Below are 21,090 nucleotides of genomic sequence, written 5' to 3'. Positions count from 1 at the left end.
GCGTTAACTCCTGTGGCAAGGCGAGCCGGCAAAAGCCCTGCAATTGCAGGCAGGTGCTGCCCTGATGCTTAACAACAATCGCTCGCATTCGACTTGAATGCCGCTCAAATGCGCTTCGCTAAAATTTGAATTAAATTTGCCGCAAATGCGCACGAGTTTCGAAAAGCGGCATTCGCAACTTGCCGATAGGGTGAAAGCACACCGGACAACCGGCCTGATTCGGCGATAAGAACCGGACGGGAAAACAGGATGGGCAACGACAATGTGGTTTCTGATCAAAGGATCCTTCTGGTTTGGCCTTGTGCTCGTGCTTCTTTCCGTCTTCAGCACGGAGGGATCCGACAAGCTCGCCGGCGGCCCGCAATTGCAGCTCTCCGACGCCTTTACGGCGGCGAGCGGCGCTTATGACTATCTCACCGGCATGTGCTCGGAAAAGCCGGAGGTCTGCGCCAAAGGCGCCGAGACCTTGACGGCGCTCGGCTATCGGGCCCGTGAGGGCGCCCGCGTCGCTTACGAACTTCTCGACAGCCAATTCACGGACGAACCGACGACGACCGCAAGCCCCGCCGAACCGGCGAACCGGGTGGCAGCCGCCGCCCCCTCCCTCGCCTCTCCTTCCGTCCAGGAGAAGGACCGCGAGGCAAAGGCTGCGCTCAACCAGCCGATGCCTTATCGTCCGCCGGTCGACGATGAAGCCGGGACCGTGGTAACCGGCGCGATCCCACTGCCGACGCCGAAGCCGGCGATCTGACGAAATTGCGCGGGCAACCGGCCCGCCGCACATAAGCAACGATCGGACGCGTCTCACTAGAATTCTACAGCTTGCATCGGTGGTCCGCATGACGCGGAAATGCCCCATGCCTGACGTGCCTGCCCTGTTTAATTCAGCAGATTGCTGCGCCGTGAGGATGCCCATCCCTCACGGCGTTTCTTTTTGAGAGCATGTCGCACAAGAATGTGCAGTGGTTTTCGATAACGACATGCGTAAAAAACAAAAGCCGGAGCGCGGCATCACTAAGATGGCTCGCTTTAGCGGTTCAAATCTGCAGGTCTAACACCTATATGCAGTCCTAGAGCATGTCCGGACGCAAAATTGCCGTGTCGTTTTGCCAGCATGCCAAAACGTGAAAGGCTTTTTATGGCATCCCTCGACCAGATCATCGATGACTTCGCCTTCCTGGACGATTGGGAAGACCGCTACCGCTATGTCATCGAACTCGGCAAGGCGCTGCCCGAGCTCGCCGAGGAAAAACGCACCTCGGAGAACAAGGTGATGGGCTGCGCCAGCCAGGTGTGGCTGGTGACGCATACGTCGGGCGATCCGGAAAACCCAATCATGAGTTTCGAGGGCGATTCCGACGCGCATATCGTGCGCGGCCTCGTCGCCATCGTGCTTGCCACCTATTCCGGCAAGCCGGCTTCCGAGATCGCTGCGCTCGATGCCTTCGAGATCTTCTCGAAGATCGGTCTGGTGGAGAACCTGTCGTCGCAGCGCTCCAACGGGCTGCGCTCGATGGTGAAGCGAATCCGGGAAGAGGCGAAAGTCCGCGCCGCGGCCTGAATGCGATTGATTCGGTCGGCGAGCGCGGCCGATTGCGCATTTGCGGAAACGGCCAATCGACTATATTAACACTTGCTTATAGTATAGGAATACATTCTACGCCGCCCTCCCAAGCGTAAGAGAGGCTTCCTGATAATATCCCGTCTCCCCCGTGCATGACTTGCGATAGCGGCGGAATAGTCAGGGAGGTATTATCCTCATTCAGAACAGGATGAACTCTGGGCCGTTCGGACCAAAGTCTGAATCGTGCTTTCTTTTAACAGGCCGGGACAGACAGCGCCGGGAAACGCTTCCGGTTTTCGGCATCATGTTTGCGGTACAGACAGAAAAGCCGGGCACAAGACCCGGCTTTTGTCGTTGACTGCTCCGAGAAGCTCAGCCGCGGCCGCGCTTGCGGCGCTGACCCAGGCCCATCTCCTTCGCCAGGCGCGAACGCGCTTCGGCATAGGCGGGCGCTACCATCGGGTAGTCGGTCGGCAGGTCCCATTTCTCACGGTACTCTTCCGGCGAGAGACTGTGATGCGTCATGAGGTGACGCTTGAGGGATTTGAAGTTGCCGCCGCATTCCAGGCACGTAATCTGCTCGTCCTGTACGGACTTGCGGACAGAGACTGCAGGCTTCTGCTTTTCGACGACAGCCGCAGCGGGCTGCGGTACGGACGTGTTGCTCAGTGCCGAATGCACGTCGGAAATCAGATTTGCCAGGTCGCTGACCGGGACAACATGGTTGCTGACATAAGCCGCGACGATGTCGGCCGTCAGTTCCACAAGCAGCTCCGGCCCATTGCCGGTCGCCATATCCGTCATATTTTTTCTCCTGTTAGCATGCTCAAACGATCTTTGACTGTCACGCCAAAGACCCGCCTCGTAGAAGCGAACAGCAAAAGCACAGGAAGCAATCTTCTGTTTCGAAAAACGTGAAATCCACCCCTAGATTCCGAAGTCCGAGACCTGTTCTTATACTGCCTGACCGAAAACCACTACCGTCTTGCTCCAGGCGATGGCCCCAGTTAGACATTGAAAAATCAAAACTGAGGGACTTGGAAGCAGTACGATTGTAATTCACAATCAGAATTCTACTTGCATTTTCAAATACCATCGTTTGGCCGAAAGGCCAATTATTATTTGTCGTTTTTCTTGAGAAAAAATGGCTGATGAAGAATTATAGGACTTTAGGCCAAGCTTTACTCACAGCTTCCTGTGCATAAGTTCGGCGTAAAACAGGTTAAGACGCCAATAGCATGGGCTCAGAGAGTTGCCGAGATCAGGCCGGCGATCGGGAGAGACGCGTCAGCAGCCGGACGACCGAGCCGTGCAGGACGAAGAGCAGAAGCGTCAGCGGCCAGAGCAGGCAGGCGAGAAGTCCGGCGAGACGATGGAACGTCAAACCGGCATGATTGGCCCAGCCCTCCAGCAGCGTGACCGCCATGGCGGTCACGGCCACGAGGCCGTAGAGCAGGACGATTGCGGCTTCAAACACCAATGGCTCCTCAATGCACGTAACATTAACCCTAACAGAAAACCCTTAATAGATGTAAAAGCAGACGTCCTCCCTGATAGCTGCATGCCGCGATTCCCGCGGCCCGGCGCCGGAGGCTTGATGAAACAAAGACGGCGCACCACATTTCTCGCGAACCGGAACCGCCCCTCGGCGAAAGGAGCACGTCATGTCCGAAACTGCAACCACCGCCAAGATCCATAAGTCAGACGCCGAATGGAAAGAGCAGCTCACGCCAGAGCAATACCGCATCACCCGCCAGCACGGCACCGAACGCGCCTTCACCGGCCCCTACTGGGATTCCTTCGAGACGGGGCTCTACCGCTGCGTCGGCTGCAACGCGCCGCTTTTCCGCTCCGACACGAAATTCGACGCCGGCTGCGGCTGGCCGAGCTATTTCGAAGCGGTCTCTCCCGATGCTGTGACCGAGCATCGCGACACGAGCTACGGCATGGTGCGTACTGAAATCCGCTGCGGCACCTGCGATGCCCATCTCGGCCACGTCTTTCCCGACGGCCCGCCGCCGACCGGCCTGCGCTATTGCATCAACGGCCATGCCATGGTGTTCGAGCCGGGGGAATAGGCGCTGAGGCAATGATCGGCTATCCGCCCACCTGCAGACAGGAGGAGACCAATGGCGCGCGCCGTCCTGGAGACCGACCGGCTCACTCTACGAGAGATCACGCCTGACGACCTGCCGTTTCTCCACCGCATTTTCGGCGACGCTGAATGTATGCAGTATTATCCCAGAGTTAAGAGCTTCGACGAAACCGCACGCTGGTTTCAATGGCTTGCCTTCGACAGCTACGCCAGTCACGGATTCGGCCTCTGGGCGGTAACGGACCGGCAGAACGGTGCACTGCTCGGCGATTGCGGCATCACGCTGCAGGAAACCTCGCGGGGCCTGGAACCGGAGATCGGATATCATCTTTGGCGCGACCATTGGGGCAAGGGCTATGCTGTCGAGGCGGCTGCTGCCTGCCGGGACCATGCAACTCATAGCCTCGGACTGGCGCGGATCGTGTCTATCGTCAGGCTCGATAATATTCCGTCGCAGCGTGTGGCGGAGCGGGTACATCGGCGGCGGGAAAGGTTCGCCAAGGCGGGAAGTCCCGATGGCGGCCTGGCGGAATTTTACCTCTACATCACCGAGAACATAGACTGAGGGACCTACCAGGATAACTGGTGCGCGTCGGCGCGAAGGCCGCACGGTCAGCTATGCTGCGAGGTTAGTCGTGCCGCGACCGCGCACCCATTCATGGCGATCATTGCGTCGCGGTCGTCAACCAGTCTGATCGGCCGCCAGGCCTCTCCTTCGGGGGCGGCTGGCGAAGAAATAAGGCGAGCGGGCCCGGACGTCCGAGCCCGTTCGCACTCAGTCATGCGGTCGACAACGGATGGTTATGACTGAACCAGATGCTGCCCGCTGCGAGGGCAGCGACGACCAGGCCGACAATCACATGCGCCCACATGGCCGCTGTCACGGCTGAAAAGCCGAGGAGCCACGGAGCGATCACAGCCCATAGCCCGAGGACCAGGTTGCACCATTCCTCGGCCTCATAGAAGGCGTAGAGAGCGGCAACGGCGATCAGGGTGATGGCCGCGCCAACGATCCACGCGTTCCAGGCGGCATAGGTCTCAGCGGCGAAACCGAACAGCCAGGGCGAGATGAAAAGGCCAAGACCGGCAACGATATTGACGATATCGAAAGCCGTCCGGTTGTTGGAAGACAAAGACTTCAGCATCGATCATTTCTCCTTCTTAGTTGGTTGCATCATCAATGGCCGCCTCCTGCGGACAGAAGACGGTTGCGGCGGCAGCGGTTCGAACCACCATCGCCGCAAAGCTCGGTCATCGTGTAGTGGGATGCCAGAATGAGAGATGCGGGCGACGCCGTTCCCTTGGAACTGCGGAACTGTGAAACGAAGACGGCTGCGCCGGTCGTCGTTCGAAGCGCGGAAGAGGGAGATCGGTGCTGTGTTTTCGCGGTGTGTACGTCCGATAATCTTCATCGTTTATCCTTCCCAAACTGGTGAAGGATGAGCGGCGGCCGGCCAGGTGTCGGCCGCCGCGCTCGTCAGCTTCTGATGGCGATGCGCTTGACCTGTGACTGCGCCTTTTCGGTCTTGGGCAAAGTGACGGTGAGGACGCCGTTCTTGAAGGTGGCGTCGACCTGGTCTTCCTTGACCTCGGTGCCGAGCGGGATGCGTCGTTCGAAGCGGCCGTAGTAGCGCTCCGAGAACTGCTTTTCCTTGTCTTCCGTTTCCGAACGCTTCTCACCCTTCAGGGTCAGTACGCCGTCATTGAGAAAGACTTCGATGTCCTTTTCCTCAAGGCCGGGTATTTCGGCCGTCACCTTAATGTCCTTGTCGGTGTCTGAGATCTCCACGCTCGGCCAGCCGGCACCAAAGCCGCTGGCGCCGCGAAGTGACGGCAAGCTGGAACCGAAGCCACGGAAAACGTCGTCGAACAGCCGGTTGACCTCGCGGTGGAGCGACAGGAAAGGATCGCGGTCGTCGTCGCGAAGGACACTCGGCATCTGATTGCCGTTGTTGCGGCCCCAGGGAATCAAATCACGAACACTCATGGCTCTACTCCTTTCTGATGGTTCATGGGCGCTAGACGGCGCCTGGCGCCACGCTTAGGCCGCCTGTGTCCCGCCCTCGATCTGCTTGGTCTCGGCCTTCGGCATTGCGTGCCCAGTTCCGATCTCGATTTGACGCGGCTTCATCTCTTCAGGAATTTCGTGCTTGAGATCGATGGTCAGCAGACCGTTGACCAGACCGGCGTCGACAACCTTGACATGATCGGCCAGCTCGAACCGGCGCTGGAACGAGCGTCCGGCAATTCCGCGATGTAGGTATTGAACATCTTCGCTGTCTGCCCTCTGCCCCGATACCATGAGCATGTTCTGCTCTTGCGTGATTGCCAGCTCGTCCTGCGAGAAGCCCGCCACAGCCATGGCAATGCGGTAGTCGTTCTCACCAGCCTTGACGATATCATAGGGCGGCCAGTTGTCGATTGTCTCGGCGCGGCCGGCAGCCTCAAGCGCGTTCAACATCCGCTCGAAGCCGATGCTCGACCGGAACAGGGGAGAGAAATCGAGGTTTGTCCTCATAGCCATATCCTCCTTGCAAGCAACATGGACACAAGGAGACGCCAAGAGCGACCGGCGTCTCCTGGACCTTCTGTCGATCCCTTTTGGGCGATCGACAATACTGATATAATTCAGTGTCTTACAGTTTCAAGGGATCGAATTTCTTAACGAGAAAAATTGATCTTTTCGAAGACGCCACCATATGTTTTGGAGCTTGAGCGAGGAGCAATGGTTATGACACTGACTTCACACGATGTCGTCGCCGTCCTTGGGCCCGCCGACAAAACGCTTGTGGCCGAGATCATCGCGACAGGTGCAACCCAAGCCGAGCTTGCCGAGGCGTTTGCATGGGCCAACAACGACGAGGCCCTGGTGGGTGAAGGGCGGCATCTACCGACTGGCAGGGTTGCTGCGCTTGTTGACCTGCTGAGATCGGACGAAGAGGAACCGGATTAGAAAAGGCGGTTGACCCGCCTTCCCCGCACCGTCCTTCATCAGGCCGTGGTGAGCACGCTGACATTGCCCTGTCGATTGATGACATCGACCACGACCTGGTGTCGAGACCGACGGATAGCCACGTCAGCCGAGCAATTGCCGATCAGCAGACGCCGCAAGATCACCTCGTCGAGAAACGAGGGAAGCCGCGGCACGCTGAAGCTGATCTGCAAACTATTCGGATCGAAGTCGAGGCCGAGGCAGGATTGCAGCAGCGACAAAGGGGCAGCTGCTGCCCATGCTTGCGGCGAGCAGGCAACCGGATAAGAGGTCGGTCCGCGTGCGCGTTGACGTGGCAGGCCGCAGAGGAGTTCGGGAAGCCGCCGCAGGTCGATATAGGTCGCAGTGGCAAACAGCCCCTCGAAGATTCGTGCGGCTTCGGCGCGATAGCCATAGCGGGCAAGACCACTGGCAATCATGGCATTGTCATGTGGCCAGATCGAGCCATTGTGGTAGCTCATCGGATTGTAACGTGCTTCGGTCGAGGGAATGGTCCGGATGCCCCAGCCACAGAAGGACGAAGCATTCATAAGGGTGCGGGTCACCTGTGCGACCCGTTCAGGATAAGCAATTCCGGTGAACAGAGCATGGCCGGCATTGGAGGATCGGACCCGGCAAGGCCGTTTATCCCCGTCGAGAGCCAACACATAGGTGCCCAGTTCCTCATCAAAGAAGCTCATGTCGAAGGCGCGGCGCAGTCCCTCCGCGCGCGCGAGAAAGCTCGCCGCGCGTTCCGGTTTGCCCCTCCACCGGAAGATTTCGGCAGCACTTTGCCAAGCGCCGTAGACATAGGCCTGGACTTCGGCGATCGCGATCGGGCCTCGAGCCAACGTGCCATCGGCATGGAAGACCGAGTCGTTGCTATCCTTCCACGCCTGATTAATAAGTCCTTCTTCCGTCAGCCGCCCGTATTCGACGAAGCCGTCACCATCGCGATCCCCATGTTCGTCGATCCAGGTCAGTGCCGCTTCGACGTGAGGCAGGATACGGTCAATGGTCGCAAGATCACCGGTTCGTTTAAGATAGTCGCCAGCCAGCATCACGAAGAGTGGCGTCGAGTCGATGCTGCCGTAGTAACGCCGGAATGGAACCTCGCCGAGCTCGGCCATTTCGCCGCAACGCACTTCGTGCAGGATCTTGCCCGGCTCGGCGTCTGAAGCAGGATCGACGTTCGTCGCCTGATTGGCGGCAAGATGACCGAGAACCCCGCGAGCGATCTCCGGATCGAGCCAAAGTGTCTGAAGCGCCGTGATCAGGGCGTCGCGGCCGAAAACGGTGCTGAACCAGGGAATACCGGCATAAGGATAGGGGCCTTCCGGCTTGTCGGTGATCAGCATATAGAGGTCGGAGGCGCTTCGTCGCGCGACTTCGTTGAAGATCTCGTTGGAGGTTGTGACCGACGCCGCGCGCGAGGAGGAGGCGCGCAACGCACGGCGGGCATCCCTCAAGGTAAGGAAGAAGGAAAGGCGGCTCAGTCGATCGGCGGAGGTATGGTCGCAGCCGATCTGCATGAAGAGCGATTTGGTCTCGTGCGGCTCCAGTTGGAGGTCGTAAGTAACAAGATCGCTACGAACTTCGGCCGGTTCGGGCATGAAGGAAAGGCGCGTCGACCGCTTGCGATCGTCCAGGCCAATATAGGAAAGCAGGATCCAATCCTGTTCCACGATGGCGGGAAGATGGCGCCCTCTTCTTGCTCTTGCGGTGCCGCGGACTTCAAAAAGATCGGCGAAATCGGCCCCGAAAGAGATCTGAATGCGAACATGTTGCCGCCGCTCGTCATAATTCCTCACGGCCAGCCGTTCATAACAACAGGCATTCCAGAGAAAGCGCGATCTGCGCAGATGAATCACGTCATGGCCCAGAACCAGCCTTCCCTTCTCATCGAACTGATCAGGATTGGTGAGATCGCAGGTCAGCGTGGCATTGTCATCCCGCAGCGTCGACGACAGAAGCATCGGCCGCTGTTCGTTGATCGTCAGGTAAAGATGCGAGAGATGACGGGTGTCCTGGTGGAAAAGGCCTTCCGGGCTGCCGGGACCGGAAAGAGCATCGCCATTATGGTCGAAGACGGCGAAAGTATCGCCGTGCTTCAAGGTACGCGGCCGGCGCTCCTGCAGCGATGCGGCGGCCGGAATGAAGAACTGAGCGACCGGCGCTGCCAGGCCTGACGATGCTGTGGCGGGGTTGCTGTCCGCAGACAGTTTCGACATGGTCTCCTCCTTGCCTCAGGCGACAGCCTGCAGGTCGAGCGCTTGACCATTCGACCGGCGGGTCGGCGCGGCTTTGATGCGAACGCCAGGCAGGTTGCGATAGATGTCGAGATAATCGCACGCCATTCGTTGTGCGGTGAAGCGCTTTTCAAACGCGGCACGCACCTTCTGCCGATCGAGACGGAGTGCCCATTCGACGTTTTCGGCCGCCTCGGTGACGCTGTCGACCAGGATGCCGGAGATGCCGTTGTCAATGACCTCGGGAACCGAGCCACAGCCGAAAGCGATGACCGGCGTGCCGCAGGCCATGGCTTCGATCATCACCAGCCCAAACGGCTCCGGCCAGTCGATCGGGAAAAGCAGAGCGCCTGCATTCCCAAGGAAGTCGGCTTTCTCACGTTCATCGATCTCGCCGATGAATTCCACATGCGGATGGCTCTTAACCATCGGCTCGATGACGGTTTCCCAGTAGGCCTTGTCGACATTATCGATCTTGGCGGCGATCTTCAGCGGCATTTCGACCCTTGTCGCGATCTGAATGGCGCGGTCCGGGCGTTTTTCTGGCGAAATACGGCCAAGGAAGGCCAGGTAATTGCCCCTTGGATTCTCCGTGAAGGGAAGAAGATCGGCCGGCAGACCATGATAGACCGTTCCGCGCCAGTCGACCGGAGGCATCGGACGGCGCTGATCATTGGAGATCGACACCAGTGGAATATCGGGGAACGTCCCGTAGAACGGCTTGAGATCCGGCAAGTCGAGTCGCCCGTGCAGCGTTGTCACCGTCCGATCGGCGAAATCGCGGATCAGCGGGAAATGCAGCAGGTCGATGTGGAAATGCAGCACGTCGAACTCGTGCGCCCGCTGTCGGATCTCCTCCAACATCAAGACCTGATGTGGAAGATGGTCCCTGACCGCCGGATTGAGCCGTAAGGCGACGTCCGCACACGACACGAGTGTCGCCTGGGTGACGGAATCGCCGCTGGCAAAGAGCGTGACCTCATGCCCCTGGGCCACGAGTTCTTCAGCAAGGTAGGAAACGATCCGCTCGGTTCCCCCGTAGAGCTTCGGCGGAACGCTTTCGGCGAGCGGTGCAATCTGAGCGATCTTCATCGGCAAACCTCCTCAGTTGAGCAAAGAGCCGTCGGCAAAAATCATGCCCGCGTCCTCGAGAGGCACACGGCAGGCCAGACGAGGGTCAGGTTTCGAACAGCGGTCGACGCCGTCCTCCTTTCCAGTAGCTGCACAAGCCAAGGCCGGGAAGCCGGCGTGCGGGCGGTTTTCGACGGCGGATCCTATGGCAACTCAGGGAAGCGGACGTATCCTGCCTCGCGGATGGTTGATCGCCATTATCCAAAGCCTTCAGCGCTTCAAGGATCTCGTCATAGGATACAGCTCTTTCGGCCCCGGGGTGAAGGCGGAGGGCTGGTACGGATTCGACTGCGAAGATATCGGATGCCCATGAAGCGAGAATTGCCCGCTTCTCGTCGTTGTCGATCTCGGCGGCGGCAAGCACGTCACGCGGGTGACCGAAATGCTTCGCCGGATGAAGCAGATGCGCCGCGCTTATGGCTGCCACGGCATTCTGCTGTATGGAATTGCTGATGTTTTCCTTTCTCATAGCTTGGCTCCATTGATGTCGACCCGATGGAACTTGTTAATTCGATAGTGCGTAGAACGGCCCGCCCCGATGGCAGAGCGGGCCGAGCGATCGCTTAGAAGTCCATGCCGGCGCCGGCCGGCATGGCCGGAGCAGCTTCCTTCTTCGGCTTCTCGGCGATCATCGCCTCTGTCGTCACCAGCAGGCCGGCAACCGAAGCTGCGTCCTGCAGTGCGGTGCGAACGACCTTTGCCGGATCGATGACGCCCTGCGCGTAGAGATCGCCATATTCGCCGGTCTGAGCGTTCCAGCCATAGGAGAATTCGCTCTTCTCGCGCAGCTTGCCGACGATGATGGAGCCTTCCGCACCGGCGTTTTCGGCGATCTGGCGAACCGGTGCCTCGATCGCCCGGCGAACGATGTCAACGCCGACCCGCTGGTCGTCATTGGCAGTCTTGATCGCGTCGAGGGCCTTGACCGCGCGCAGCAGCGCCACACCGCCACCTGGCAGGATGCCTTCCTCGACCGCTGCTCTTGTTGCATGCAGCGCGTCGTCAACGCGATCCTTCTTTTCCTTCACCTCGACTTCGGTCGAGCCGCCGACGCGGATGACGGCAACGCCGCCGGCGAGCTTGGCAAGACGTTCCTGCAGCTTCTCGCGATCGTAGTCGGAGGTGGTCTCTTCGATCTGGGCGCGGATCTGAGCGGTGCGACCGTCAAGTTCCGCCTTCGAACCGGCACCGTCGATGATGGTGGTGTTTTCCTTCTCGATCGCCACCTTCTTGGCGCGGCCGAGCATATTGAGCGTCACATTCTCGAGCTTGATGCCGAGGTCTTCGGAGATCACGGTGCCGCCCGTCAGGATGGCGATGTCTTCGAGCATGGCCTTGCGGCGGTCGCCGAAGCCAGGGGCCTTGACGGCAGCGATCTTCAAGCCGCCACGCAGCTTGTTGACGACGAGCGTTGCAAGGGCTTCGCCTTCGACATCTTCAGCGATGATGAGGAGCGGCTTGCCGGATTGAACGACGGCTTCGAGAACCGGCAGCATCGACTGCAGGTTCGACAGCTTCTTCTCATGGATGAGGATATAGGGATCCTCGAGCTCGACCCGCATCTTGTCCTGATTGGTGACGAAATAGGGGCTGAGATAACCGCGGTCGAACTGCATGCCTTCGACGACTTCGAGTTCGGTTTCGGCGGTCTTGGCTTCTTCAACGGTGATGACGCCTTCGTTGCCGACCTTCTCCATGGCTTCCGCGAGGTAACGACCGATCTCGGAATCACCATTGGCGGAGATCGTACCGACCTGGGCAATTTCGGAATTGTTGGAAATCTTACGGGCGTTGGTCTTCAGCTCCTTGACGACAGCGTCGACGGCAAGATCGATACCGCGCTTCAGATCCATCGGGTTCATGCCGGAGGCTACCGCCTTTGCGCCCTCCTTGACGATCGCTTGGGCAAGAACGGTCGCCGTCGTTGTACCGTCGCCGGCAAGATCATTCGTCTTGGATGCAACTTCACGCAGCATCTGGGCGCCCATGTTTTCAAACTTGTCTTCAAGTTCGATTTCCTTGGCGACGGAAACGCCGTCCTTGGTGATGCGCGGCGCGCCGAAGGACTTGTCGATCACCACGTTGCGACCCTTTGGGCCGAGCGTGACTTTCACTGCATTGGCCAGCACATCGACCCCACGCAGCATGCGTTCACGGGCATCGCTATGAAATTTGACTTCTTTCGCAGCCATTCTGTTACTCCTTCGATAGGCAGCTTTTTGACTAATGCGCGGAAATCGCCTCAGGCGGCGATCTTTTCGGCGACCCGGGCCTCGATGATGCCCATGACATCGCTTTCCTTCATGATCAGCAGGTCTTCGCCATTGATCTTGATCTCGGTGCCGGACCACTTGCCGAACAGGATGCGGTCGCCGACCTTGACGTCGAGCGGCTGGATCTGGCCGGCATCGTTGCGTGCACCGGGGCCGACGGCAATGACCTCGCCTTCCTGCGGCTTTTCCTTGGCGGAGTCGGGAATGATGATGCCGCCCTTGGTCTTTTCTTCGGAATCGACGCGGCGGACGAGAATGCGATCATGAAGCGGTCGGAACGACATGTTTTCCTCCAATGGACAAACAATAATGATGTTGTTCCCCTGGCCGGACCGGATGACCAGTCCGGGCGGGTGCAAAACCTCGATCGAGCGTTCTGCGCGCAATGATCTGGTTTTGCGCTTTTTCCATTTCAAGAGGGCATCATAAAAAAATTAGCACTCACTCGAAGTGGCTGCTAACATCCTGTAAAGGAACAATAAACAGGGTGGACGCGTTCAGAAATCCGTTGATGGCCGCAAAATTTTGCGCCACCTTTCGAGCGTCATGAAACGGAGATGAAGCATGCAATTTTCATCAGATCTGGAGCGTCAGCTGAACGGATATGGACTCACCACCGCCCATATCCTCTATCGCATTCCTGATTTTGAATCCGTGCTGCAGACCTATGTCTGGCAGGATTACGACCTCGCTCCGGACTTTCCGGAAATGCACAAGTTCCTGGATTTCTGGCAGTCCACGCTCGACGGGCCGCTGCATTCTGTCCGCTACACCCACCAGCGGCTGATCGGACCGAACGAATGGCGTCGCGTCATGGGCGAGTTCAAATTGCACTAGGTCGAACCCGACATTCCCAAGCCAGCCGGGCGCAGTTGCCATAGCGTTTTTTCAACACGTACGGTGTCGCCCGGGTAATCACTCGTGCTCGGCAGGGCATGGCCAAGTTGCCGGCGTCGAAAGGCCGGACGGCAATTTGGTCGAGGCATCGCCGCAGGCGAGCTCGATCTGCGCCTGTTCGAGCCCGGCGGCAGCCGAGAGGTCCAGGCCTTCGATGCGGGTCAGGAACATGAAGGCGCGCTCGAACGTTGCCGGGCCCTCGAAGACGGCGCTGGAGAGATCGGCGCGGGAGAGATTGGCGAAAGAGAATTTCACTCCCGTCAGCACCGCCTTGTCGAAATCGGCGCGGCCGAGTTCGGCCTTTTCGAAGCTCGCGCCGGAGAGCCGGGCGCCGGCAAAATTGGCCCGCTGCAGCTCGGCGCCGGCAAAGGAAGCGCCTTCGGCGGCAATGTTGGCGAAGCTGGCGCGATAGGCCTCCACTTTGGCGAAGTTGGCCCCTTCGGCATGTGACCCCTCAAGCGAGGCACGCACCAAGCTCGCCTTTTCCAGATTGGCGGATTTGAAATTCGAACCGCTGAGATCGGTCAGCGAGAAATCGGTGCTGAAGAGGTTGGCGCCTTGGAGATCACTGCCCTGCAGCATCAGGTTTTTCTTCGTGCATTCCTGCCAGTCGAGCTTCGGCGAGGCCGTGCTGCTGCAATCGGCAGCGTGTGTGGAGATCGGAGCGGAGGCGAGAAGAATGAGGGCAAGGAGGCCGAGCGGCGATCGATGCATTGCCATTGAACTGTTGATCTCCATGACGCTTATCACGCCGCCTCTCGCGAAGCAGGCGGCCTCTCTTTTCTACACAGCTCAGAATACAATAAAAAGATAGTGACCGCTCCGGCAATGATTTGCCGGTTCACTCCGTCCGGCGAGCGCTCATCCTCCTTGCCCCGGCAGGCCGTCGGCCTTGCCCGAGCAGGCAGGTCAATCGGCCTCGCCGGGCAGACGGAGTTCCATGCAGGTCAGATCCAGCCAGCGGCCGAACTTGGTGCCGACCTCGGAAAATCTGCCGGCGATGCGGAAGCCGAGCTTTTCGTGCAGCCGGATCGAAGCAGCGTTGTCGGCCTCGATGCCGGCGATCATCACATGGATATTGGCGGCGGCCGCACGCGCGATCAATTCGCGCATCAGGGCCTCGCCGATGCCGGCGCCGCGATGATCCTTGTCGACATAGACGGAATGTTCGACCGTGTGGCGATAGCCCTCGAAGGCACGCCAGTCGCCATAGGAGGCGTAGCCCGCCACCTTGCCCGACATCTCGGCGACAATGACCGGAAAGCCGCGGCCCTTGCGCGCACTCAACCATTCCCGCCGGTTTTCGAGATCGACGAGCGTTTCGTTCCAGATCGCCGTCGTGTGCTCGACGGCATGATTGTAGATATCCCGGATGGCGGGAAGATCGGCTTCGGTGGCGTCGCGGAGAAGGATGGCGTCTGTCATGATGGCCCGGTTCGGATTGACTGCGCGGGTTGGCATACGCCGCGGTTCAAAAGATGTAAACGGCTGATACAGCAGAGAAAGGCTTGCGGGACGCCTCGGGCGGGCGGCAGATCAGAACTCTGGCATCGGCAGGCTGAAACAGGTGAAGACGGCCGAATAATGCACGGCCGCGGCGATGACGACGAAACCGTGCCAGATGGCGTTCTGGAAACGCAGTTTCTCCCATACATGGAAGATGACACCGAGCGAATAAATGACGCCGCCGATGACGATCAGCAGCATCGAAGCGGAGGGAATGCGCGCGGCGACGGGCCCCGCCACGAGCACGCCGCTCCAGCCCATGGCGAGGTAAAGCAGGATGGCGAGACGGTCGTATCGCCCTGGAAAGGCGCATTTCAGGACGATGCCGACGGCAGCGAACAGCCATATCGCCACCAGCATGAAGGAGATCAGCGGATCGTCGGCGCCGCGTTCTAGGAATGGCGTATAGGTGGCGGCGATCAGGATGAAGATCGCCGAATGATCGAAGCGGCGCAGGAACCATTTGGTGCGCGAGACCGGCCAGACATTGTAAGAAAAGGAGATGGCAAGCGTCAGCACCAGTCCGACGCCATAGATCCAGGCGGCGGCGAGCGCCCCGTGGGAGCTCCAGACGGTGGCGTAGAAGATCAGAGCAGTGGCGCCGATCAGCGCCAGCACGAGACCGACGCCATGGACGATGCCGTCGGCGATCAGCTCATATCTGTCGTAAGCCCAGCGAATACCGTTGAACTCGGCCATGCACGCCAACCTGTTTCGTACCCGATCGCGATGGTCGCACCGAACCGGCGGGGGCGCAACTGCGGCGCATCGTGCGGGCAGTAAATCTTCGTGACAGACCGCACAGGCCCCGCCCCCTCGACGGCGGCACAGATTCAGATCTTCTGCCGCTCGACCAGCACGGAGCACTTGGCGTGCCGCACGACGCGGTCGGCCGTGGCGCCGATAAAGTAGTTGGAAAAGTCCGGAATATGCGAGGCGAGGATGATCAGGTCGGCGCCGTGGCTTTCGGCGGCCGCGATGATGGCCTTGGCCGGGGGGCCGTTGCGGATGTCGATCGTTGCCGCGACCCCGGTTGCGGCGACCAGCGCTTCCAGCTTGTCGCGGCCGTCCTTCATCGCGTCCTCGAGCATATTGGCCGGCAGTTCGATCGCGACATAGGTTGGTACATCCTCGACGACGTTGAGCGCGACGATCTGGCCGCCCGTGTCGAGCAGCGATGCGGCCTTGCGGAGAATGTTCTCTCCCCTGTCGAGGCTGCCGAGCGCGACCGCCACGATGATTTTCCTGTACATGGCTTCCCTCCATGACTGCGATGCATAAGCTTGCTCTAATGAAGATATGCACGCATTGACTGCGATCAAGCCGGTGCAGGTCATCGTCAACATCGGCTCAACGCTTCATCCTCAAAAACAAGCCTTCTGTGAACAATCGGGATGAGCCATATAGAGATCAAGTACGGCACCGAGGAGACCAGGCGCATGAACCGGCGGCACCTCCTCGGATTTGCTACAGGCGGCATGGTTGCCGCCCCCGCCGGTACGCCTTCAACTGCCAAGGCAGGAGACCCATTGATGACGACAGAAACATCTTATGCGCTGACGCGGCCTGCCTATATCGACCAGTCGCATCTCGTCGTTACCGACCTCGGCCTGGTTTCCGGCTTCTATCAATCGATGCTCGGCCTGAAGGTCATCGAGAAGACGACGAGCGGCGAAGTGCTGGGTGTCGGGGGGCATCCGCTGCTGACGCTGACGACGGCAAAGGACGCGGCAGTCGCGCCACGCAATGCCGCAGGCCTTTTCCACACCGCGTTCCTGATGCCCGACCGCGCCGAACTGGCGCGATGGCTACGCCATGCCGCCCACAACAACGTCGTGCTCGACGGCGCCTCGGACCATCTCGTCAGCGAGGCGATCTATCTTTCCGACCCCGAGGGCAACGGCATCGAAATCTATGCCGACCGGCCGCACAAGGGATGGAAATTCCTTGAGGACGGCATGGTCGAAATGGCGACGCAGCGCCTTGACCTGCAGGCGCTCTATAACAGCGCATCGGAGGATCGCTGGGACGGCATGGCTGAGGGAACAGCGATCGGCCATCTGCACCTGCAGGTGGGCGATATCCCGCAGGCCGACGCCTTCTATCGGGACGTGCTCGGCCTCGAGCTGATGGCCCGTTATCCCGGCGCGAGCTTCTTTGCCACCGGCGGCTATCACCACCATCTCGCAGCCAACATCTGGAACAGCCGGGGCGCCACTGCCCGCGCCGACAATATGACCGGGCTGTCGGATTACCGGATCCGTTTCAACGACAAGGCGACGCTCGACGCGGCGGTCTCCAGGTTCGACGCGCTGGAGATCAACAGCGAGAAGCGCGATGGCGGCGTTTTCCTCAAGGATCCCTGGGGCATTGGCCTGACGCTTTCGGCCTGAACCTGCACTATTGGACCTTCTCGGTTCCTGAGGGCGTCGTCACCTGCGTCGGTCCGCCGCCGTTTCCGCTCGGCGTTGGCGACCGGTCTGTCGCTTCGGGCGGCCGTGCAGGGCCGGAGGCCGGGTCGTTGTTGAACGCGCCGGGACCGGAGGGCTGCGTATTGATCGGATCCGGCTTGGTCGAAGCCGTCGCCGTCGGATCATTGTTGCTGGGATTGGGCCAGATCGCAACGCTCACGCCGGCAATGACGAGAACTGCCGCGCCCGCCACAAGAACGGTCCAAACCCACCAACGCCGCTGATCGGCGGCTTTCAGCCTCGCCTCGTCCGCATAGGGGGGATCGGTCGAATAGGTCTCGGTGGTTTTCGTCTGATCGGGATCTGCAATCATGAGCACTCTCCTTCCGAGGTCGAACGCCGGCGACTGCGAGCTTGTTCCGGCGGCAGGATCAAATCGGCGCGCGAGCCGATGAAAGGGCGGATGCTTCAGCGCCCTTGCCCGCAGGCGGACCGATGTCTTTACGATAGCGCCACGGGCCGGCGGAACCGGAACCGCATCGGCGCGTTTTTGTGGCGAAGCAATGGGGCTTCGGGGACCTCACCGCATGGGCATCGCCAACGGCATCCGCAAACACGCAAAGAAGATCGCCATCGGCGAACGCCAAACCAGCGCCTGGGCTCAGTCGTTGCAGGAGACGGCGGAGGAACTGCCGTCTCCGCCCGTGCATCGGCTTGAGAAGGACGGCCTCGACATCAGCATGGCCTGGGCCACCATCGGCATCTTCGCCATCCTCGGCCTTGCCGCCGTCTACACAATGTCGCTGATCCTCATTCCCGTCACCCTTGCCGTCGTCGTCGGCATGATTCTCGGCCTCGCCGCGGAAAACCTCAGCAAAATGGGCGTGCCAAGGCTTGCCAACGCCTTCCTTCTGTCAAGCAGCGTCGCCTTGGTCATCGTCCTGCTGGTCAGCTCGCTTGCCGATCCGCTGGCGACGCTTGCCAACGAAGCCCCGGCTTTCGTCGAGCGGATGATCAGCCGCATCATGCCCTATCTGGAGCGCATCGAATGGCTGCACATCACGCCGGCGACATTCGAAAGCGGGCCGATGTCGATCGGCGCGCTGCTCGAAAACACCGGTAGCGTCCTGCATGTGGTGACAACAAGCCTGACGCCGGCGCTGGTACAGGGGCTGATCTTCTTCGCTGCGCTGCTGCTCTTCCTCGCCAGCCGGGTCAATCTGCGCAAGACGATCATCATGACCTTCCGCACCCGCACGCAGCGCCTGGCGGCAATCCGGGTCATCAATGCGGTCGAGCAGGTGCTCGGCTTCTATTTCGCCACAGCCTCGCTGATCTATGTCGGGCTTGGCGTCGTCATGACGATCATCGCCTATGCGAGCGGGTTGTCGTCACCCGCGCTCTGGGGCTTCTTCGCCTTCCTGTCGAGCTTCATTCCCTATCTCGGCATCACGCTGATGACGCTTTCCGTCGCCATTGCCGGCATCATCACCTATGACGGCTTCATCGTCGGTCTGGTGCCGGCGGCGGCTTTCTTCACGGTGCATCTCGTCATGGAGAACCTGATCTTTCCGGCGGTCATGGGGCGGCGGCTGGAAATCAATCCCTTTATCGTCTTTCTCGCCATCCTGTTCTGGACCTGGATGTGGGGCGCCGTCGGCGCAATGCTGGCGCTGCCGCTGTCGCTGATCGTCATGACCATCATCGAGGAACTCCTGATCGAGGAAAAACCGCAGCCGCAATTGCCGAAGTGATCAAGCGAGGAGACATCAGTGGCGTCCGATCTCGATCTCGACGAATCCGATCATGACCAGATGGTCAGTGGCCGTTCGTTCTGGGGGAAGAATGCCATACGTCCGCAATGGCGGCCGATGGCGCAGAGCTTTTCCACCGATGTCGCGGTGATCGGCGGCGGCATCACCGGCGCGCTGATCGCAGATCATCTGACGGCGCGCGGCTTTTCCGTTGTTATCATCGACCGGGAGGAGCCGGGCTTCGGCAGCACAGGCGCCAGCACCGCGATGCTGCAATGGGAAATCGACAGCACGCTCAGCGAGCTCGAGACCTATTACGGCTTCGAACGAGCGGCCGGAATCTATCGCCGCAGCGCCGCTGCCGTCGCCGGCCTTTCCAAGCTGATCGCCGCAAACGGCATCGTCTGCGGCTTCCGGCCGCGCAACACGCTCTATCTCGCCGCCAATCGGGAAGGTGCGCGCGACCTGCAGGAGGAGCGCCAGCTGCGCCGGCGGGCGGGGCTGCCCGGCGTCTATCTCGAACATCCCGATCTCTTCACCCAGTTCGAGCTCGATCGCGACGGCGCGATCTATTCGCCGGGTTCGGCGGAGGCCGATCCGCTGCTGCTCACCTTGGCGCTGATCGCGATGGCTGTGGGACGCGGAGCGCAGCTCGTCAGCGCTTCGGTGACCGCGCTGCACAGCGAAGGCGATCGCGTCACGGCAGAGACGGCTGGGGGGCACGCCATCGAAGCGCGACATGCGGTGCTGGCGACCGGCTATTCGATGCCGGGGCTTAACATGCCGAAGCTGCACCGGGTCAGTTCAAGCTGGGCGCTCGCCACCGTGCCTCAGGACCCGGCGCGGCTCTGGCGCGACAGGACGCTGATCTGGGAGAATAGCCATCCCTATCTCTACATGCGCACAACCGCGGACAACCGCATCGTCGCCGGCGGCGAGGATGACGGCACGACGGATCCCGCGGGGCGAAATCACAAGCTGCCGGCCAAGATCAGTGCGATCCGGGAGAAGATGAAGCGGTTATGGCCGGCAGCCGATACCCGCGTCGCCCATGCCTGGGGCGGAACCTTCGGAGAGACGGCCGACGGCCTGCCGCTGATCGGCCCGATGCCTGGTGTGGCGCATGTGTTCGCCGCCTATGGCTACGGCGGCAACGGCATCACCTTTTCCTATCTCGCAGCCCAGATGATCGGTGCAATGATTGCCGGCATGCATCGCGACTGGTTCGAGGATTTCGCGCTCGACAGGGAGGGGCCGGGGATGCGGCGGTTCGGAGAGGATGCAGTGCGGGCTGCGGATGAGTTGCGGTAGAGGCCTTGCGTTTGCTGTCATGCCGTGGCCGCAGAACTACTCCGTCGTCCGATCGTCGCCCATATCCTCGACGTCCTGCAGACGAACGAACTCCGTGCCCTTGGCTTTCAGATCGATCAGCGCCTTCGCCACCCCCTCGCCCGCGGCATGGGTAGGCTGGTTGATGTGGGAGATGACGACATCGCCGTCCTTGGCGGAGGCGATGCGCTTTTCGGTGATTGCTGCGCCGAGCAGCGAGCCACCGTCGCCGTTTACCGAGTAGCCGGCGATGCGATAGCCCATGGTGCGGATCTCGCCGATGGCGGAAAGATCGTATTTGGCCGTGGATCCGCGGAACCAGTGAGGCGCGGGAATGCCAGATGCGACCATGGCCGCGGCGCCGCCTTCGACCTCCTGCTTCACCGCCTGCGGCGAGCCGGCCGAGGCAATGCCATAGACGAGCGTCGGCGTATCGACGGCCGGAATATGGTTCTCGCCATGGTTTTCGAGCTCGAAGAGATCCGGATTCTGCAGGAAGACGGCAAGGGCTTGCGGGTTACGCTTCAGCCATCGGGCGGTGACAAAGATCGTTGCAGGAATGCGCTCGCGCACGAGCGTCGACAGGATGCGTTCATCAGCCTGACCCATGCAAGCGTCGAAGGTCAACGCGATGCGGGCATGGCCCGGTATGTTGGAACGGCCGATATGCAGATGCGGTTCGACGAGCTTGATCGGCGGCGCCTTGGCCGGACCAATTGCGGCCGGGGCCGAAGCGATCGGCGGCGGCATTTCGTCCGCCAATGCAGCGGAGACCGAGGCCAGAAGCAGGGCCGATGTGAGTAGGATGCGGTTCATGTCGTGCACTTTACGATTCGAGCGCCGCGACTCTAGTCGCTCGCCTTGCCACACGCCATGTGGCCGGATGTCACCGCAGCCGCCCGGGCACATG

Annotated in this window: 25 protein-coding genes; 9 read left to right on the top strand and 16 right to left on the bottom strand. The window is 60.4% G+C overall.

Annotation, left to right across the window (positions count from 1 at the left end; all coding sequences use genetic code 11):
- Window positions 1-262 precede the first annotated feature (262 nt).
- Both AMK02_RS06435 and AMK02_RS06430 read left to right on the top strand, forming a co-directional pair.
- Complete coding sequence (locus AMK02_RS06435) at window positions 263-751, top strand: DUF5330 domain-containing protein (RefSeq protein WP_064801309.1); 489 nt, start codon at window positions 263-265, stop codon at window positions 749-751.
- 387 nt (window positions 752-1,138) lie between these two features.
- Window positions 1,139-1,561, top strand: coding sequence for a SufE family protein (locus AMK02_RS06430; protein WP_064801307.1), 423 nt, complete (start codon window positions 1,139-1,141; stop codon window positions 1,559-1,561).
- 375 nt (window positions 1,562-1,936) lie between these two features.
- Here the strand turns inward: AMK02_RS06430 and AMK02_RS06425 are convergent, their stop codons facing one another.
- Both AMK02_RS06425 and AMK02_RS06420 read right to left on the bottom strand, forming a co-directional pair.
- Complete coding sequence (locus AMK02_RS06425) at window positions 1,937-2,368, bottom strand: MucR family transcriptional regulator (protein WP_010060045.1); 432 nt, start codon at window positions 2,366-2,368, stop codon at window positions 1,937-1,939.
- Window positions 2,369-2,825: 457 nt separating this feature from the next.
- A complete protein-coding gene (locus AMK02_RS06420) occupies window positions 2,826-3,041 on the bottom strand; it encodes a hypothetical protein (RefSeq protein ID WP_064806030.1) in 216 nt (71 codons plus the stop codon).
- Between the two features lie 187 nt (window positions 3,042-3,228).
- Between AMK02_RS06420 and msrB the strand changes: the two genes are divergently transcribed.
- Both msrB and AMK02_RS06410 read left to right on the top strand, forming a co-directional pair.
- Window positions 3,229-3,642 (top strand): peptide-methionine (R)-S-oxide reductase MsrB, encoded by a 414-nt coding sequence (msrB, locus tag AMK02_RS06415; RefSeq protein WP_064801305.1) that lies wholly within the window; start codon window positions 3,229-3,231, stop codon window positions 3,640-3,642.
- Between the two features lie 51 nt (window positions 3,643-3,693).
- Entirely contained in the window at window positions 3,694-4,224 is a 531-nt protein-coding gene (locus AMK02_RS06410) for a GNAT family N-acetyltransferase (protein WP_064801303.1), read from the top strand.
- 214 nt (window positions 4,225-4,438) lie between these two features.
- On the opposite strand, the gene AMK02_RS06405 is transcribed toward AMK02_RS06410, so the two are convergent.
- From AMK02_RS06405 to AMK02_RS06395, 3 genes are all read right to left on the bottom strand, one after another.
- Window positions 4,439-4,804: an SPW repeat protein gene (locus tag AMK02_RS06405; RefSeq protein ID WP_064801301.1), complete on the bottom strand. Its 366-nt coding sequence runs from the start codon at window positions 4,802-4,804 to the stop codon at window positions 4,439-4,441.
- A gap of 332 nt (window positions 4,805-5,136) precedes the next feature.
- Window positions 5,137-5,646 (bottom strand): Hsp20/alpha crystallin family protein, encoded by a 510-nt coding sequence (locus AMK02_RS06400; protein WP_064801299.1) that lies wholly within the window; start codon window positions 5,644-5,646, stop codon window positions 5,137-5,139.
- Window positions 5,647-5,700: 54 nt separating this feature from the next.
- Window positions 5,701-6,177, bottom strand: a complete 477-nt coding sequence (locus tag AMK02_RS06395; RefSeq protein ID WP_064801297.1) for an Hsp20 family protein — start codon at window positions 6,175-6,177, stop codon at window positions 5,701-5,703.
- A 213-nt stretch (window positions 6,178-6,390) separates the two neighbouring features.
- On the opposite strand from AMK02_RS06395, the gene AMK02_RS06390 reads away from it, so the two are divergent.
- The gene (locus AMK02_RS06390; protein ID WP_064801295.1) at window positions 6,391-6,612 is read left to right on the top strand and encodes a hypothetical protein; all 222 of its coding nucleotides are present in this window, start codon (window positions 6,391-6,393) and stop codon (window positions 6,610-6,612) included.
- A gap of 38 nt (window positions 6,613-6,650) precedes the next feature.
- On the opposite strand, the gene AMK02_RS06385 is transcribed toward AMK02_RS06390, so the two are convergent.
- The 5 genes from AMK02_RS06385 to groES all read right to left on the bottom strand — a co-directional run bounded on the left by AMK02_RS06385 (window position 6,651) and on the right by groES (window position 12,567).
- Entirely contained in the window at window positions 6,651-8,861 is a 2,211-nt protein-coding gene (locus tag AMK02_RS06385; RefSeq protein ID WP_064801294.1) for an amylo-alpha-1,6-glucosidase, read from the bottom strand.
- 15 nt (window positions 8,862-8,876) lie between these two features.
- A complete protein-coding gene (locus AMK02_RS06380) occupies window positions 8,877-9,971 on the bottom strand; it encodes a glycosyltransferase family 4 protein (RefSeq protein ID WP_064801292.1) in 1,095 nt (364 codons plus the stop codon).
- 85 nt (window positions 9,972-10,056) lie between these two features.
- Window positions 10,057-10,479 (bottom strand): hypothetical protein, encoded by a 423-nt coding sequence (locus AMK02_RS32045; RefSeq protein WP_064801291.1) that lies wholly within the window; start codon window positions 10,477-10,479, stop codon window positions 10,057-10,059.
- 94 nt (window positions 10,480-10,573) lie between these two features.
- Complete coding sequence (gene groL, locus AMK02_RS06370; RefSeq protein WP_064801289.1) at window positions 10,574-12,202, bottom strand: chaperonin GroEL; 1,629 nt, start codon at window positions 12,200-12,202, stop codon at window positions 10,574-10,576.
- 50 nt (window positions 12,203-12,252) lie between these two features.
- A complete protein-coding gene (groES, locus tag AMK02_RS06365) occupies window positions 12,253-12,567 on the bottom strand; it encodes a co-chaperone GroES (protein ID WP_064801287.1) in 315 nt (104 codons plus the stop codon).
- A gap of 280 nt (window positions 12,568-12,847) precedes the next feature.
- On the opposite strand from groES, the gene AMK02_RS06360 reads away from it, so the two are divergent.
- The gene (locus AMK02_RS06360) at window positions 12,848-13,120 is read left to right on the top strand and encodes an usg protein (RefSeq protein ID WP_011424576.1); all 273 of its coding nucleotides are present in this window, start codon (window positions 12,848-12,850) and stop codon (window positions 13,118-13,120) included.
- A 78-nt stretch (window positions 13,121-13,198) separates the two neighbouring features.
- Here the strand turns inward: AMK02_RS06360 and AMK02_RS06355 are convergent, their stop codons facing one another.
- From AMK02_RS06355 to AMK02_RS06340, 4 genes are all read right to left on the bottom strand, one after another.
- Window positions 13,199-13,900, bottom strand: coding sequence for a pentapeptide repeat-containing protein (locus AMK02_RS06355; protein WP_064806028.1), 702 nt, complete (start codon window positions 13,898-13,900; stop codon window positions 13,199-13,201).
- A 189-nt stretch (window positions 13,901-14,089) separates the two neighbouring features.
- Complete coding sequence (locus AMK02_RS06350; RefSeq protein WP_082240279.1) at window positions 14,090-14,641, bottom strand: GNAT family N-acetyltransferase; 552 nt, start codon at window positions 14,639-14,641, stop codon at window positions 14,090-14,092.
- Window positions 14,642-14,716: 75 nt separating this feature from the next.
- Window positions 14,717-15,385, bottom strand: coding sequence for a PAQR family membrane homeostasis protein TrhA (gene trhA / locus AMK02_RS06345; protein WP_064801285.1), 669 nt, complete (start codon window positions 15,383-15,385; stop codon window positions 14,717-14,719).
- A 134-nt stretch (window positions 15,386-15,519) separates the two neighbouring features.
- The gene (locus AMK02_RS06340) at window positions 15,520-15,939 is read right to left on the bottom strand and encodes a universal stress protein (protein WP_064801283.1); all 420 of its coding nucleotides are present in this window, start codon (window positions 15,937-15,939) and stop codon (window positions 15,520-15,522) included.
- Between the two features lie 279 nt (window positions 15,940-16,218).
- On the opposite strand from AMK02_RS06340, the gene AMK02_RS06335 reads away from it, so the two are divergent.
- Complete coding sequence (locus AMK02_RS06335) at window positions 16,219-17,079, top strand: VOC family protein (protein WP_064801282.1); 861 nt, start codon at window positions 16,219-16,221, stop codon at window positions 17,077-17,079.
- A gap of 7 nt (window positions 17,080-17,086) precedes the next feature.
- Here the strand turns inward: AMK02_RS06335 and AMK02_RS06330 are convergent, their stop codons facing one another.
- On the bottom strand, window positions 17,087-17,470 hold the full coding sequence (locus AMK02_RS06330) for a hypothetical protein (RefSeq protein ID WP_064801280.1): 384 nt from the start codon (window positions 17,468-17,470) through the stop codon (window positions 17,087-17,089).
- 214 nt (window positions 17,471-17,684) lie between these two features.
- On the opposite strand from AMK02_RS06330, the gene AMK02_RS06325 reads away from it, so the two are divergent.
- Window positions 17,685-18,851, top strand: coding sequence for an AI-2E family transporter (locus AMK02_RS06325; protein ID WP_064801278.1), 1,167 nt, complete (start codon window positions 17,685-17,687; stop codon window positions 18,849-18,851).
- 18 nt (window positions 18,852-18,869) lie between these two features.
- Window positions 18,870-20,162, top strand: a complete 1,293-nt coding sequence (locus tag AMK02_RS06320; protein WP_064801277.1) for an NAD(P)/FAD-dependent oxidoreductase — start codon at window positions 18,870-18,872, stop codon at window positions 20,160-20,162.
- Between the two features lie 36 nt (window positions 20,163-20,198).
- Here AMK02_RS06320 and AMK02_RS06315 read toward each other — a convergent pair whose 3' ends face one another.
- The gene (locus AMK02_RS06315) at window positions 20,199-20,996 is read right to left on the bottom strand and encodes a polysaccharide deacetylase family protein (RefSeq protein WP_064801275.1); all 798 of its coding nucleotides are present in this window, start codon (window positions 20,994-20,996) and stop codon (window positions 20,199-20,201) included.
- Window positions 20,997-21,090: the final 94 nt, after the last annotated feature.

The organism is Rhizobium sp. N731 (assembly GCF_001664145.1).
GTDB classification, from domain to species: Bacteria; Pseudomonadota; Alphaproteobacteria; order Rhizobiales; family Rhizobiaceae; genus Rhizobium; species Rhizobium esperanzae.
Note: the sequence above shows the minus strand (reverse complement) of the source record. Positions and strands in the feature narration are given on the sequence as shown.